General features: G+C 44.6%; 13 protein-coding genes. 4 read left to right on the top strand and 9 right to left on the bottom strand.

Annotation, left to right across the window (positions count from 1 at the left end; genetic code table 11):
- Window positions 1–87 precede the first annotated feature (87 nt).
- From MB380_RS12145 to MB380_RS12105, 9 genes are all read right to left on the bottom strand, one after another.
- The gene (locus tag MB380_RS12145) at window positions 88–435 is read right to left on the bottom strand and encodes a hypothetical protein (protein ID WP_253522688.1); all 348 of its coding nucleotides are present in this window, start codon (window positions 433–435) and stop codon (window positions 88–90) included.
- Window positions 436–579: 144 nt separating this feature from the next.
- Window positions 580–921 (bottom strand): heavy-metal-associated domain-containing protein, encoded by a 342-nt coding sequence (locus MB380_RS12140; protein ID WP_253522685.1) that lies wholly within the window; start codon window positions 919–921, stop codon window positions 580–582.
- Window positions 918–1,154 carry a YHS domain-containing protein gene (locus tag MB380_RS12135; RefSeq protein WP_253522682.1) on the bottom strand — a complete coding sequence of 79 codons (237 nt, stop codon included), beginning with the start codon at window positions 1,152–1,154 and terminating at the stop codon, window positions 918–920. Before MB380_RS12135 ends, MB380_RS12140 begins: the two co-directional genes overlap by 4 nt.
- The gene (locus tag MB380_RS12130) at window positions 1,151–2,656 is read right to left on the bottom strand and encodes a cytochrome c peroxidase (RefSeq protein WP_253522679.1); all 1,506 of its coding nucleotides are present in this window, start codon (window positions 2,654–2,656) and stop codon (window positions 1,151–1,153) included. The genes MB380_RS12135 and MB380_RS12130 overlap by 4 nt, the downstream gene beginning before the upstream one ends.
- Window positions 2,657–2,659: 3 nt before the next feature.
- Window positions 2,660–3,472 (bottom strand): MbnP family protein, encoded by an 813-nt coding sequence (locus tag MB380_RS12125; protein ID WP_253522676.1) that lies wholly within the window; start codon window positions 3,470–3,472, stop codon window positions 2,660–2,662.
- Window positions 3,473–3,483: 11 nt separating this feature from the next.
- Window positions 3,484–4,650 carry an exo-alpha-sialidase gene (locus MB380_RS12120; protein WP_253522673.1) on the bottom strand — a complete coding sequence of 389 codons (1,167 nt, stop codon included), beginning with the start codon at window positions 4,648–4,650 and terminating at the stop codon, window positions 3,484–3,486.
- Window positions 4,651–4,746: 96 nt separating this feature from the next.
- Entirely contained in the window at window positions 4,747–7,113 is a 2,367-nt protein-coding gene (locus MB380_RS12115; RefSeq protein WP_253522672.1) for a TonB-dependent receptor, read from the bottom strand.
- A 185-nt stretch (window positions 7,114–7,298) separates the two neighbouring features.
- Window positions 7,299–7,691, bottom strand: a complete 393-nt coding sequence (locus MB380_RS12110) for a hypothetical protein (protein WP_253522669.1) — start codon at window positions 7,689–7,691, stop codon at window positions 7,299–7,301.
- Window positions 7,692–7,885: 194 nt separating this feature from the next.
- Entirely contained in the window at window positions 7,886–8,263 is a 378-nt protein-coding gene (locus MB380_RS12105) for a hypothetical protein (RefSeq protein ID WP_253522667.1), read from the bottom strand.
- Window positions 8,264–8,747: 484 nt separating this feature from the next.
- Between MB380_RS12105 and MB380_RS12100 the strand changes: the two genes are divergently transcribed.
- The 4 genes from MB380_RS12100 to MB380_RS12085 all read left to right on the top strand — a co-directional run bounded on the left by MB380_RS12100 (window position 8,748) and on the right by MB380_RS12085 (window position 13,716).
- Window positions 8,748–10,301 carry a serine hydrolase gene (locus MB380_RS12100; RefSeq protein WP_253522664.1) on the top strand — a complete coding sequence of 518 codons (1,554 nt, stop codon included), beginning with the start codon at window positions 8,748–8,750 and terminating at the stop codon, window positions 10,299–10,301.
- Between the two features lie 91 nt (window positions 10,302–10,392).
- The gene (locus MB380_RS12095) at window positions 10,393–11,232 is read left to right on the top strand and encodes a maleylpyruvate isomerase N-terminal domain-containing protein (protein WP_253522661.1); all 840 of its coding nucleotides are present in this window, start codon (window positions 10,393–10,395) and stop codon (window positions 11,230–11,232) included.
- 191 nt (window positions 11,233–11,423) lie between these two features.
- Window positions 11,424–11,969: a transposase gene (locus MB380_RS12090; protein WP_253522658.1), complete on the top strand. Its 546-nt coding sequence runs from the start codon at window positions 11,424–11,426 to the stop codon at window positions 11,967–11,969.
- A 205-nt stretch (window positions 11,970–12,174) separates the two neighbouring features.
- On the top strand, window positions 12,175–13,716 hold the full coding sequence (locus MB380_RS12085) for a M20/M25/M40 family metallo-hydrolase (RefSeq protein WP_253522655.1): 1,542 nt from the start codon (window positions 12,175–12,177) through the stop codon (window positions 13,714–13,716).
- The last annotated feature ends 64 nt before the right edge of the window (window positions 13,717–13,780 follow it).

Below are 13,780 nucleotides of genomic sequence, written 5' to 3'. Positions count from 1 at the left end.
GAGGAATATTACCTATCTTCTAAAATATGTTGAGCCAGGGCACTGCCCTGGCTCTCATTTCTTGTGTTAACCTACACGATAAAACCCTTATTTCACAATTCCCACATCCATACCGGCTTTAAAGAGTTTCTGAGGCGGGTCGGTTTTGATGAATTTGGGCATCTGAAGCCCTATCTGAAACCTGAAACCCATTTTCTTTTTATCCTGATTGGCCGGGTCTTTTAGTTTTTCTTCCACATTGGTTACCGATACTCTGAAACCAAACCCCAGAAAAGTGGTCATGTCGTCTTTCAGTTCGTTATCGCTTTCTTTTTTCTCCTTTTCGGTCTTTTCGTCATAGTTGATTTTCTCAGCTATGATGAATTTCTTTTTCTGACCATGCGCACCCAGCGACCCTGCCACTACCAGAAAAATTAACAGAAACAACTTTTTCATTAGCATTATCCGGACTTAGATTGTTGACAACAGCCCAACCAAAAGGCCGGGCTTTGTTTATTTAAAACAAATTTAATTCCGTAGAGGTCATCTACCAAAAAAAAGCGCTGTTTTTTGATAAACGGCCAGATATTTATATGCCCCTTATTTGCATATCGTTATATCTGCAAAACAACACGCCAGCAGCAATTCGCGGTTATTGATGTCGGCCTTTTGGTCATCTGCATCAAAGCCTAAAGATACAATGTACTTTTTTAGCTTTTCGGCTGTGGTTTTGCGTGTATCAAAAGTAATGGTAATCGTTTTTTGCTCAGGGTTTATGTCTACGGCTTTCACACCTTTTGTGAAATAGATATTACGGCCAAGCCCGTATTTACACTTCTGGCACACACGGCTGGTGTCGAAACTGCATTTTTTCAGGTTATCGGTATTTCCACGGGTTGATAAAGAAATAACCAGTGCCGATAAAAATACCTGGCGATTCATTTTTTTACATATTTTTCGGGGTTGCTATCAAACTTTTCTTTGCACGATTTACTGCAAAACAAATGTTCTTTTTCTTTATGAACCGACCTGAACTTGGCGTCTTTCTTTACCTTCATGCCGCAAACGGGGTCTTTTTGTGCCTGCTCAGGCTGTGCTTGTTGTGCTGTTGGTGTTTGCTGTAAAGCCGCGGCTTGCCCAGCCAGCAGCATGGTTACTACAATAAGAGTTTTCATAGTTTTTCTGTTTTTATCGATTCACAATTACCCATTCTTTCGTTTGCCTGGTTTCCAAGCCAGTTTTGGTCAGACCCCGCGCAGGTAAAATAATAAAGTTTGTTATGACCTGCCTTAAAAGAGGCCAGCAAAACAAACATACTTTTAGACAATTCATAAAAGTGGTCGGTCTGGTGTTCTATTGAGTATTCGCCTTCAATAATATGCTCGCAATCAAAACTGATTTTCGCTTTATATTTCTTTAAAAAAGCCTCTTTTGGCTCCTGATTTTGAGACAAAACCAGCGCATTTACACGCGTTGCCAGGTTGCCTGCTGCTAGAGCGGCCTGCCTGGTCTGCTTGTTTTTGATAGCCGCCTTTACCTGCCAGTAAATGGCAACTAACTCTGCAAAAGCTCTTTTGTCTGCAGCCGATTGCAATTTAAAATCAGCCACCTCGGTATGAATATCCTTTTTAACCAAAGCCGTTGCCAAACTGCTTTCAGAAAACCGTTGGCTGGCAATAAAGTCGGGGTCGTCCAGCGTTTTCAGAAAAGCAATTATTTTTTGCTGCTCTGCTAACCCCAGCGTTATACCCGGTAAACCATCCTGTAACAGTTGGGGGTCCAGGTATGATGTTTTTTGTACGCTTCCCGCATAGTGATTCAACACTTCTTCCAGCGTTCTGAACCGGCCGTCATGCATATAGGGCGATGTAAAAGAAAGATTCCGGAGTGAAGGCACCTTGAACTTGAATTTGTCGTTCTCATTCTGGTTTACTTCAAATCGTCCCTGGTCGTCTTGTTTCAGGTCAGGTAAGCCGTTGTTTCTGAATCTGTAATCAGTAAAAAGTTCGCCAGAATGGCATCCGGCGCATTTCTGTTTAAAGAGTGCCATGCCTTCCAGTTCAACGGGTGTCAGCTCTTCGCCTTCGCTGCGCATGTAACGGTCATACCTTGAATTGGCAGAAACCATGGTAAGCATAAATTGCGACAGCGCCTTCAGAAACCTGTCAGTGCTGATTTCTTCGCTCCCGAAAGCCTTTCTGAACAGAGCCGGGTACTGCGGGTTTTGGCGAAGTTTAAGCAATACGTTACCGATAGACTCATTCATTTCTACCGGATTAGTAATGGGCGAAACCGCAAAGAGATCCAGGTCATGCACGCCGCCATCCCATCCGAAACTATCGGCCCAGGCCAGGTTAAAGAGCGGCATTGAATTGCGCCTGGTGAGTTGGTCGTCTACGCCGTGGCTAAATTCATGCCCATGCTGGGTAAACCCCGCAGGCTGCTGATGGCAACTGCCGCAGCTGACGGTGTTGTCGCTTGATAACACGGCATCATAAAACAGCGTTTTGCCCAGCTCAACACCCGCGGTTGTGAGCGGATTATCGGCAAAGCGGTAGCGCGGCTCCGGAAAATTAGACGGAACCGAAAACAAGCCGGGGTCTTGCGCACCCCTGAAAGACAGAAATACCGCCATAATAGCCACAAAAAGCAACCCGATTCTGATTCCAGGTTTCATGTCTTATTTCGTTCCTGTGGTTACTGATTGATCTGCTACTGCAACCGGCACGGGTTTCAGGCCACCAAAAGAAAACATCGTTTGGTAGTTATTGGCAATAGTGGCCGAGTACGGCCCACCCATAACCGTTGCATTTTTGGCCATATCAACATTGTTCGGGCCGTTCATCAGTTTAAGTGCATCGGCTTTTATGAATATTGCCAAAGGGGTGGCGCCTCCTTTTATGCGCAGCTCTTCGCCACCAAAGCTCAGTGTGGTTTGCTTAATGTTGTTTAGCGTTTTTTTATCTCCTATGCCGCCAAACAAACCGATATGGTACATAAAAATATTATTCTTTCCGGTAGATTGTGGAGAGGTTCCCTCCATTTTTACAAAAATGTAGCCTGAGTTCCAGGCCCAGTACATATCTCGTGCTTCGCCGGCCACGTCAAGGCAACCTTTGCGCTGGCTGATGTCTGATGCGCTTCTGGCGCTGTCTATGCCAATTGTAAAGCTGATGCCCTTGTATTTCCCTTTCGGAATATCTGTAAGCGTAATGGTTTTTGTGGCTTCATTATTTTCACGAATCAGAAAATACGACTGGTCTTGCGGTAAGGTATAAATAGAGCCGTCTTTTTTGATGAGGCTTATATTACTGATATAATACTGAAAAAGCGAAACAGAAAACTCGTTTCCGGCGGCATTAGTATAGCGGGCAGTTTTTAAAGCCAATGGTTCTGCGCCAACAAAATTGTCGAAATGTAAACTGAATGAGCCTTTCTTTTGTGCATGTGCCATGCTGGCCGCACAAAGTAAAAAGAATACTATTTTTTTCATCTGATTGATTTTTAAAATTGAATTTTCTTCCATGCAATAACCTGTGGCTGGCCGTCGATACGTTTTTCAAAAGCCACCAACACGCTGTTGCCGTTTGCTGCCAGGGCAGGGTAGCTGCAGTCGGCCAGGGGCTCGGTAATGTAAGTGGTACTTACTTTTGCCCCCAGCTTACGCAAGGCAATAGAATGAAAAAACGCTTCGCCCTGGTTTCTGCCCTTGGCAAAGGCCAGCAGTGGCAGGCCTGCTGTGGTAGTGGTTAGCTGCGGTTGCTTTACGCCATCGGTCAGCTCGGCGTTTATGATTTTGCCGGTGGCAATGTCGCAGACTTTTACACCAGCTGCTTTCTCTTTGCCTGTAAACCAGGTAAGCCACACCCCGTTGGGAGTTTCAGTGGCCGACGGCCCCGAATGCGGGCAGGCGTCTATCTGCCATTTGTCCGGATAAACGTTTCTCGGCTTGCTGAACGTAAACCCGTTATCGGCAGAGTGTATATAGCTCATATCGCGTGAGCCGTCTTCATACATATCGCGGTAAAATATGTGCAACCCTCCCTGTTTGTCGGTTATGGCCTCAATGCGGCAGCATTCGCAAGCCTGATTATCTATAATTTTCTCTTCACCAAAGCCTTTGCCTGGGGTGGTTCTGGCAAATTTTACACTTCGGCCTTTGGCGGTCAGTTTTTCATCAAGCCATATAATGCCTATTTCGCCATCAGCCAATCGTACCGGCCTGCTGAACGAATGGCTTTTTTTAGGGTCTCTGTCGGCCTGTACATACATCGGCGCCGACCAGTTAACACCATCTGCCGAATAGACATAGAGCAAATCAGACCCGAATCTGGATATGGGGTTGTCTTTCTTCAGCTCAAAACTTACAATCATGCTGCCATCTTTTTTGATACTCAGCCTCGGCATGCCTTCCGCATGTGTAGCCGCTGAATCTACAATAGGTACCCGGCGGGGTTTGCCAAAGCCTGTGCCATCAAAAAGGCTGTAATAAAACGACACTTTCTTTTGGGCATCTTTTTCTACCCAGCTTAAAACAATATCGCCTTTGGCTGTTGTTGTAAACGAAGGTATGGCCCCTGCATTGGCAGGGCTTGAAATCTGATTTTCGTCGTTTGCCTTCCTGAAAGAAAACAAACCAATGATTGCCAGATAAATGAGTACGTTTTTCATAGAGTTTAATTTTTTGAATAAATGAAGTGGGAAACGGAAGGCCGACCATAAATAAGCCGACCCTCCAAAGGCAGGTTACCCAAACCATTCGTTAGACTATTTGTTTTCTTTCCGTTTACCGGTAAAGCCATACTGCACACCCATTACAAATGTTCGGGGGGCGGCGGCGGTAAAAGTAGTGCGGTCGGTTAAAGCATTGCCTCTGCTGGCATTGGTGGCATAAAGGGCGTCGGTCAGGTTCATGATATTGGTAAACACCTCAATGCCTTTCCATTGATACCCAACTCTGAAATTCAGCAGGTCATATCCGCCATAACTCAACGTGTTAATCTGGTTCTGATACCATTGGCCTACATGCTGCCATTCAATGGCGCTGCGTAGTCCTTTCAGCCATTTGGGGTAATAACTAACCTCGGCATTCCATAACCAGCGTGGTGCAGACGGCATATCTTTACCATTTACGTCTTTAATGGCGTCAGATGCACGCTGGCTTAGTATAAACTCTTCAAAACGGTGTATGGCATAAGTACCGCCACCGCGTATAAACAATTGCGCTGCAGGCTTATAGGTGATGCCCAGCTCAATACCCTTATGCAGGGTTTTTCCGGCTGCCTGATAGTCGGTCGAGTTATCCGGCTGGCGAATGTTCAGCAGTTCATTGAAGCCCAGCATCTGGTAGAATGAGGCATCAACATATACCTTGTTTTTAAACAATGAGGCCCAGCCGCCAATTTCGGCATTATTAAAAGTAGCCGGAATTAGGTTATAATAAAACAAATCTCCGTTAGGGGCAGGGGTTGGTCTTTTACGGAAAATGGCCGTAAGACCAGACGGCGCAAAACCTTTTGAGTAATTGGCATACAGCCCTTTACCTTTGCCGAGGTCATAAGTTATACCTATTTTCGGTGTGGTTTTGGTATAGGTTTTGGCTCCGCCAATGCCATTACCGCTGGCGTCAACATCCAGATTGTTTACGTAATCAAACGAAAGGTTGTCGTATCTTAAGCCTGCTGAAACCCGCAGGTTTTTCAGTGGCTCAAAATCATATTGCAGATACACCGCCGAATTGCGGATGTTGGCATCGTAATCTGCAATTTTAATATCTGGTCTTTCTTTGGCAATGGTATATTTTTCTACCGATTTCTTATCGGCACGTAACTGGGCATTCAAATCAATCTGGTACGACCAGTAGTCGGTAGGCGAGTAGTCCATGCTGGCGCCAATAATGGCCTTTGAGTTCAGGAATCTGAACGGCTGCGTATGTTGCGCTACCACGCCCAGGCTTCTGAAATTGCTTGAATTGATTTCTCCACGTGCTGTGCTTGCGCCGCTCGTCCATCTGATACCATAGCTTGGGTTCTGACCCAGTTTATTGTCGCGGGCAAATACGGTAACAAAAGATTGCCCGCCGGCAGCCCAGTCTTTTTCAAGGGTAAGCCTTGTACGCACCGAGTATGATTTCCTGTAGGTAAAGTCGGTAGTACTTACGTATTTCCGGCTGAAAAACGCCACGCTGTCTACACTACCGCTGGTTTGCGAGTTGTAATCGCTGTACGATAAAGTATAAATCAGGCGTGTTTTCGGGTTGAAGTGATACTCCAGACGGGCATACTGCGCGTTTTTGGTATAGTCTGAACTGGCCATCCACGAATCCTTCTGGTCGGCTACCAGGCCACCCAGATAAATGCCGAACTTGCCAATCGTTTCCCCTGCGCCATATTGTATTCTTTTAAAGCCCCATTGGTCAGCCTGTATGCCAATGCGGGCGGTGGGTACGGCCGTAGGCCGCTGCGTAATAAAGTTTACCACACCACCCACAGCCTCTGGCCCGTAAATAGATGAAACCGGGCCTTTTACCACCTCTATTGAACTAACGGTAAACTGGTTCATTTCCAGCAGGGCGTTGTGGTTAAACACCCCCATCGGGCGTATGGGCAGGCCGTCTTCCATATACAGATAATAGCCGTTGGTGGTCATGGGCTGGCGTATGGCCATCATGTGTTGCTCGTTGTTGAGGTTCACCATCATTACACCCGGCATTTTGTTAATTACCTCATAAATGGCAATAGGCTTGGCCTCTTCAATTTGCTTCGGTGTAAGTTTAGATATCGCAATGGGTGTTTCTGTGCGCAGGCTTGCCTCCCGGTTTCCTGTTACTACTACGGTTTGCAAGTCTTCAACGGCTGTTTCAAGGGCGGCTGTTATATTTTGATTAGTGCCTACGGGCAGGGTTAAAGGCCTGTAACCTATCATCGAAATCTGTATCTCGTCGGTATCGGCTTTCAGGCTGAAACCTCCCTGATTATCGGTAATCGTGCCGTTGGTTTGTCCTTTGGCTTTAATGCTGGCACCGGTTATGGCCTCTTTGGTTTGGGCATCGTATACTTTGCCTTTAATAAGGCGTTGCGCCCGGGTATGCTGAATAACTAAAAACAGGAAAAATAATGTTATACGTAGTTTCATTACGGTTTCTTTTTCAATGAATAAGGTTTGTATTGGGTAATTGTGTGAATTAGTGATTAAATGATTAATGAATAGACCAGATTATCAGCAGGAATGAACGCGAGCTACCTTAAAATGAGGTGGCGGTAATTCTGCTAAAAAGCTGTTCAAACAAATAATCACTCATGCGTTCAATCACTAATTCACTAAACAATTTCCCTCGGAGGCTTCAGCATTGAAAAAAGAAATTTGTAATGGTAAACATTACTGTAAACGAAACAAGCAAGTGTGTGTGATGGTGTGATGGTAGTAAGCGGAGAAAAGCTGGCGCAGGCCTGCTGATAAACCTCGATCATCAGTTTGAAAACCTGAATTTTCGACTGATTATCTTCATTTTGTTCAGCAGCCTTCAGTTTTTTTGCCAGATAACACTTGCCGTCGCAATGCATTTCCGGGCGGTTTTTATTAATACAATAATTTTTGATAATATATTCTTTGTTGAACTCATACTGCAAAAAGATAACAGGCGCTACCATAACCCGCATAAACAGCAGGCCACAAAGCAGCAGGGTTCCTATTTGCTTCAGATGTTTCAACACAAAATATGATTGGTTTGGTAATTAATTACCCCACTACCGGCCGCTGTAATAATACAATAACTAGCAAATGCCAGTTGGCCAATAAAGGGTATAGATTAAATTGGGTCTTTTGGTTAGCAGCAGGTTTTGCACCGGCAATGAGGCATTGCATCAGGCATTATGACAAGTGCTGGTAAAAGACAAGCTAAGGCAGCTTAAGCCTGGCAAGGGGGATGAAAAACAGAAATGGCAAACCGGCCTGCATACAAGTTGGCGTAGTTGTAAGCAGCAGTTAGTTTTTCGGTAAACGGAGGTTGGAAATTCGCCACCGGCAGGTCGTGGCATATCAGCGCAGGCAGCTCATATTTATCAAGAATATGATGTTGGGCTTTAGTATCGCGCTCTTCAGCGGCCTGAAGACGCTTGGCCAGATAACACTTTCCATTACAATTAAGCTGGGGTTTCGCCTTGTTGATACATAAAGTTCTGGCGATGAAATCCTGACGAAGCTGATAATCAATCAAATAATAAGCCTGAGTAAAAGGGCGAACCATTACCGAAAACAGGAGTAATATGGCAATTGCTTTTCTCAAGTATCTTACATTTTGCTGCAAATATAAATTATAACGCGCAAAGTAGGTCAAATATTTTCATTTTTAATGCCATTTATGAGCAATGTCATTAATGGTGCCTGGCCTATACCGGCAATCAACTTTGGGCTTAATAGCTGATGCAAAGGCCATTGGGTGTTGTAAGAAACCTGTATGAGGGGCAAAACAAAGAATCCTGTTCTATGTGATTTTTTAATTAACCACACAAAACAGGACTCCCTTTTATAATATAGCTTTTTCATAAATGGTTAATGCTGCCATTAACCAAACAAAAGTAGGGCAACGGCATTAGCCAGCATAGTTAATAATTGTTAAATGACATATTTTTACAATAAACGGTAACAGCAATGGCGGTTGTTTTTACAAATCATGCTTTTGCTTGCTAATTAGTGCGTTTTCGGCCATCTTTGTCGAAGAGCCTTTGTCTGGCTTCTCATCAATCTCCAATCTTAAACCAATGCCCCTTATGAAGAAGACTTTACCTTTCTTCCTGCTTGTTTGTATTTTGCTCGGTTCTTTCAGCCACAGCATAGCACAAGCCATTACTTCTGTCGAAATCGACAATCTGGTTGAGCGCACCCTGAAAACTTTTGATGTACCCGGCATTGCCGTGGCCGTTGTAAAAGATGGCAAGGTGATTCATGCCAAAGGCTATGGTGTGCGTTCGTTGAATACCGGAAAGAAGGTTGACGAAAACACGCTTTTCGGCATTGCTTCTAACAGCAAGGCTTTCACGGCTGCTGCTTTGGGCATGCTGGTTGACGAAAAGAAACTGAAATGGGACGATAAGGTGCGCGATTTCATACCCGAGTTTAAGATGTATGACCCTTTTGTAACGGAAGAATTTACCATAAAAGACCTGCTGACACACCGTAGCGGACTAGGCCTGGGTGCCGGTGACCTGATGTTCTGGCCCGATTCTAATAATTTTACCAAGCACGATATTATCCATAATCTCCGCTATCTGAAACCGGTGTCGAGTTTCCGTACCAAATATGACTACGACAACCTGCTGTATATAGTAGCCGGAGAAGTGGTTAAACGTGCCTCTGGCATGGAGTGGGAAGATTTCATTGAAAAACGGATTCTGCAACCCCTGGGAATGACACAAACGGCGGCTTCGTTCCGCAGGCTGAAAGATAAATCGAACGTGATAGACCCGCATGCACCGGTTGACGGCACAGTTAAGGTGATTCGCCGCGACTGGAGCGACGTAGCCAATTCGGCCGGGGGGCTTTACAGCAACATTACCGACATGAGCAAATGGATAATTATGCAGATGGACAACGGTAAGTATGGCAATGGCAAACAGTTGTTCAGCGAGGCAGTGCATGACGAAATGTGGACACCCCAAACCATTATTCCGGTTAGAGGCACTAACTCATACAATACGCATTTTTCGAGCTATGGACTGGGCTGGGGTCTGGTAGATGTAAAAGGCTACAAGCAGGCGTCGCACACGGGCGGGCTGGCAGGTATAGTAACGCAGGTAACACTGATACCAGAACTGAAACTGGGTATTATTGTATTTACCAACCAGCAGCAGGGAGCAGCTTTTGTATCTGTTACCAATACCATTAAAGACAGTTATCTGGGTGTAAAAGGCATAGACCGGGTAAAAGAAAACCACGACCGCGTATTGCAGGGCCTGGCAAATGCCAAAAAAATAACCGACGATATCTGGAAAGACATTGAAGCCCAACAAAAGAACGCCGCCAGAATGGATAACAGCCTTTTCACAGGCACTTACCACGACCAGTGGTTTGGCGATGCCGAAATAGGAATAAAAAACGGCAAACTATGGTTTACATCTAAGCGCTCGTACCTGCTCAATGGCGAGATGTTTCCTTACAAGGGTAATACGTTTATTGTAAAATGGGTAGACCGTAGCCTGGATGCAGACGCCTATGTAACCTTTGAGCTAGACAAAGACGGCAAAGGCTCAGGTTTTAAAATGCTGGCCATATCGCCCCTCACCGATTTCAGCTTCGATTTTCAGGATCTCGATTTTAAACGTTGATAAAATCAATTGCAGCAACACATGAGCAGGGGTTCAAAATTTTGAACCCCTGCATCCGCAATTGTAATCCCCCAACAAAACCACCTCTGAAATGACACCTCTCAGACCGATAATTATAACCGACCTTTTCTATAAATTAGATGAAAAACTGATTGAGGTATTAAAATCCCTTTCGTCAGCCGATTGGCATAAACAAACCATTGCCCCGCTCTGGAAAGTAAAAGACATAGCGGCGCATTTGCTCGATACCAATATCAGAACGCTTTCTGCGGCACGCGATGGGCATACGGGCGACCCGCCAAAAGATATTCAGTCTTACCACGATTTAATCAGCTACCTGAACCAACTCAACGCCGACTGGGTGAGGGCTTTTCAAAGAGTCAGCCCGAATGTGTTGATTGAACTGCTGGCCATTACCGGCAAACAATATTGCGACTACATTAGTACCCTGAACCCATTTGAAAAAGCCATATATTCCGTAGCTTGGGCAGGCGAGGCGGAATCAGAAAACTGGTTTCATGTAGCACGTGAGTACACCGAGAAATGGCACCACCAGCAGCAAATCAGGCTGGCTGTGGGGCAGGAAGCTGAGCTTTATACACCTGAATTTTACTGGCCGCATCTTGCCACCTCTATGCGTGCCTTGCCCCACCATTACCGCCATGTAACAGCCGATGAGGGAGACAGCATCCGGTTTGTGGTAACTGGCGAGGGTGGGGGAGAATGGAATCTTTATTATTATCATAACACCTGGATACTGGCAGAAGAGCCAGGCATTAACCCGCTGGCAAGTGTTACAATTGATGGCGCCATAGCATGGCGATTATTGACCAAAGGCATATCTAAACTTGAAGCCCTTCACTACATTCAATTGGAAGGAAATCAGGAAACAGGAGAAAAAATACTGGAAATGCTAGCGGTGATGGCGTGAGGATGATATTTATCCCCAATCATGATTTTTCGGAATTGATAGATCATTGGTGGCGCATCGCAATGCAGCTCTATGTAAAAATAATAACGTTGATTTCGTAGAGCCACAATGCATTGTGGCTTATCGACGAATCAGGATATCATCTATTTTGCTTCTAAACTATAATTATATTTAGGAATTATCTCTGTGACATGAGCCAATTGTTTAATAATAAATACAGGATACAAACAGCCCGATTGCAATCGTGGAATTATGCCAATGAGGGTTTTTATTTTGTGACAATTTGTACCAAAAATAAGGAATATTACTTCGGAAAGATATCAGATTCAGCTTTAATACCTACTGAAATTGGAAGAATTGCTGAGGAAGAATGGTTTAAAACAATTGATTTAAGACCTGATATGAATATTGAATTGGGAGAATTTGTAGTAATGCCGAATCATATTCATGGAATCGTTATTATAGGCAGGAATGAATTCAATCAAATAAATCTTTATAATACTTATGAAAAACAGAATCAGTTTTCGCCTCAATCTAAGAATTTAGCTTCAATTATCAGGGGATATAAAATAGCAGTTACTACATACGCCAGAAAAAATAATATTGAATTTGAATGGCAATCAAGATTTCATGAACATCTTATTCGCTCAGAAAAAGACTATCATAAAATCAGACAGTATATTATTGATAATCCACTTAAATGGGAAGAGGATTCATTATTTATAAAAATGATTTAATGAATTTACTGTAATTCGGTGGACCAGTTTCTCCGGTCAGCCACAATGCATTGTGGCTCTACCAAAATTGTATATTAACATTATCCTTCCCCGTTTAATCGCCTCAAACTGCATATTAATCGCAATATTTTGGAATCACGACCTTGAATTTTTACCTTTAGTTCCTCCAAAGCTATTTTAATAAAAACAAACTAAACATCTCCTCATGAAAAAATTACTACCTGTTATTGCCTTCTTCTTTATTTCGTTGGCACTTACGGCTCAGGAAGAAAAAGTTGACCTGGAAATGGTTAAAAAAATCCGTCAGGAAGGCCTGAAAAACTCGAAGGTAATGGACATCGCCTTTAACCTTACTGACGTAAGCGGCCCAAGGCTGCAGGGTTCTCCGGGTTTTACGCGTGCAGCCAATTATTCTAAAAGAAAACTTGACGAATGGGGCCTTAACCAGGCCAGACTAGAGCCCTGGGGCGAGTTTGGTAAAGGCTGGGAACTGCAAAAAAGTTATCTGGCCATGACAGCCCCGTACTACCGCCCGTTATTGGCCTACCCCAAAACCTGGACAGCCGGAACAAAAGGTAAATTAAAAACGGCTGAGATATTACTGATTGAAGAAACCGATACCCTTGGCCTTGAAAACTATAAAGGCAAGCTGAAAGATAAAATTATTTTGTTATATAAAAGCGATAGAATCACGCCTTCGTTCAAGGCTGATGCTACCCGTTACACAGACGAAGAACTGGAGAAAATGGCTAATGACGCCCCGGCTTCGGCCAACCGTTCTCAGCCTGACACGGCCTTCCGTTCAATGATGGCAGCCATGCGCAGAAGCACTTTGCTTTCAACCAAAACCAAAGATATGGCCAAAAAAGAAGGCGCATTGGCATTGTTGAGCATGAGCACCCGTGGTAAAGACGGTACCTTGTTTGTACAGGGTGGTGGGCCGTACAAGGCAACAGACCCTGAAAACCTGCTGGATATTATGCTATCGGCTGAAGATTATCTTTCGTTGTGCCGTCTGGCCAAAGCGGGTATCCCGGTTCAATTGGAAATTGACGTAAAAACAAAATTCTACACGCAGGATTTACAGGGATATAACGTGCTGGCTGAAATTCCGGGAACAGACCCTAAACTGAAAGAAGAGGTGGTAATGCTGGGCGCTCACCTGGACTCATGGCACAGTGCAACCGGTGCTACCGATAACGCTGCCGGTTCGGCAGTAATGTTAGAAGCGGTACGTATCCTAAAAACATTGGGGGTACAACCTCGCAGAACCATCCGCATTGCCCTTTGGAGTGCTGAAGAGCAAGGTTTGCACGGTTCAAGAAACTACGTGAAAAATCATCTGACAGACCCCAACACCAAGAAAAGCAATGCCGAAGGCGATAACGTGGCGGCGTACTTCAACGTTGATAACGGTACCGGAAAAATAAGAGGTATTTATTTGCAGGGTAATGATGCCTGCCGCCCTATATTCAGCAAATGGTTAGAGCCATTCCATGATTTAGGCGCCAAAACCGTTACTATCCGCAACACTGGCGGTACCGACCACCTGGCCTTTACAGGTGTGGGTATTCCGGGCTTTCAGTTCATTCAGGATGAAATTGAATACAGCACCCGTACGCACCATACCAACATGGATACTTACGACCACCTGCAACCTGAAGACCTGAAACAGGCAGCAACCATTGTGGCATCGTTTGTGTACAATGCAGCTATGCGTGACGAGAAACTGCCAAGAAAGAAATAATAAATTGTAAAATAGATAAGCACAAAATCCCCACCTCGGCGGGGATTTTGTGCTTCGTAGAGCC

This window comes from Emticicia sp. 21SJ11W-3 (assembly GCF_024138715.1).
GTDB lineage: Bacteria > Bacteroidota > Bacteroidia > Cytophagales > Spirosomataceae > Emticicia > Emticicia fluvialis.
The sequence above is the reverse complement of the archived record's forward strand: the minus strand, read 5'-3'. Positions and strand labels throughout refer to the sequence as shown.

Coding starts and splice junctions, on each gene's coding strand:
- MB380_RS12085 (WP_253522655.1), top strand. CDS start 12,175: ATGAAAAAATTACTACCTGTTATTGCCTTCTTCTTTATTTCGTTGGCA.
- MB380_RS12100 (WP_253522664.1), top strand. CDS start 8,748: ATGAAGAAGACTTTACCTTTCTTCCTGCTTGTTTGTATTTTGCTCGGT.
- MB380_RS12145 (WP_253522688.1), bottom strand. CDS start 435: ATGAAAAAGTTGTTTCTGTTAATTTTTCTGGTAGTGGCAGGGTCGCTG.
- MB380_RS12130 (WP_253522679.1), bottom strand. CDS start 2,656: ATGAAACCTGGAATCAGAATCGGGTTGCTTTTTGTGGCTATTATGGCG.
- MB380_RS12140 (WP_253522685.1), bottom strand. CDS start 921: ATGAATCGCCAGGTATTTTTATCGGCACTGGTTATTTCTTTATCAACC.
- MB380_RS12120 (WP_253522673.1), bottom strand. CDS start 4,650: ATGAAAAACGTACTCATTTATCTGGCAATCATTGGTTTGTTTTCTTTC.
- MB380_RS12090 (WP_253522658.1), top strand. CDS start 11,424: ATGAGCCAATTGTTTAATAATAAATACAGGATACAAACAGCCCGATTG.
- MB380_RS12135 (WP_253522682.1), bottom strand. CDS start 1,154: ATGAAAACTCTTATTGTAGTAACCATGCTGCTGGCTGGGCAAGCCGCG.
- MB380_RS12115 (WP_253522672.1), bottom strand. CDS start 7,113: ATGAAACTACGTATAACATTATTTTTCCTGTTTTTAGTTATTCAGCAT.
- MB380_RS12095 (WP_253522661.1), top strand. CDS start 10,393: ATGACACCTCTCAGACCGATAATTATAACCGACCTTTTCTATAAATTA.
- MB380_RS12125 (WP_253522676.1), bottom strand. CDS start 3,472: ATGAAAAAAATAGTATTCTTTTTACTTTGTGCGGCCAGCATGGCACAT.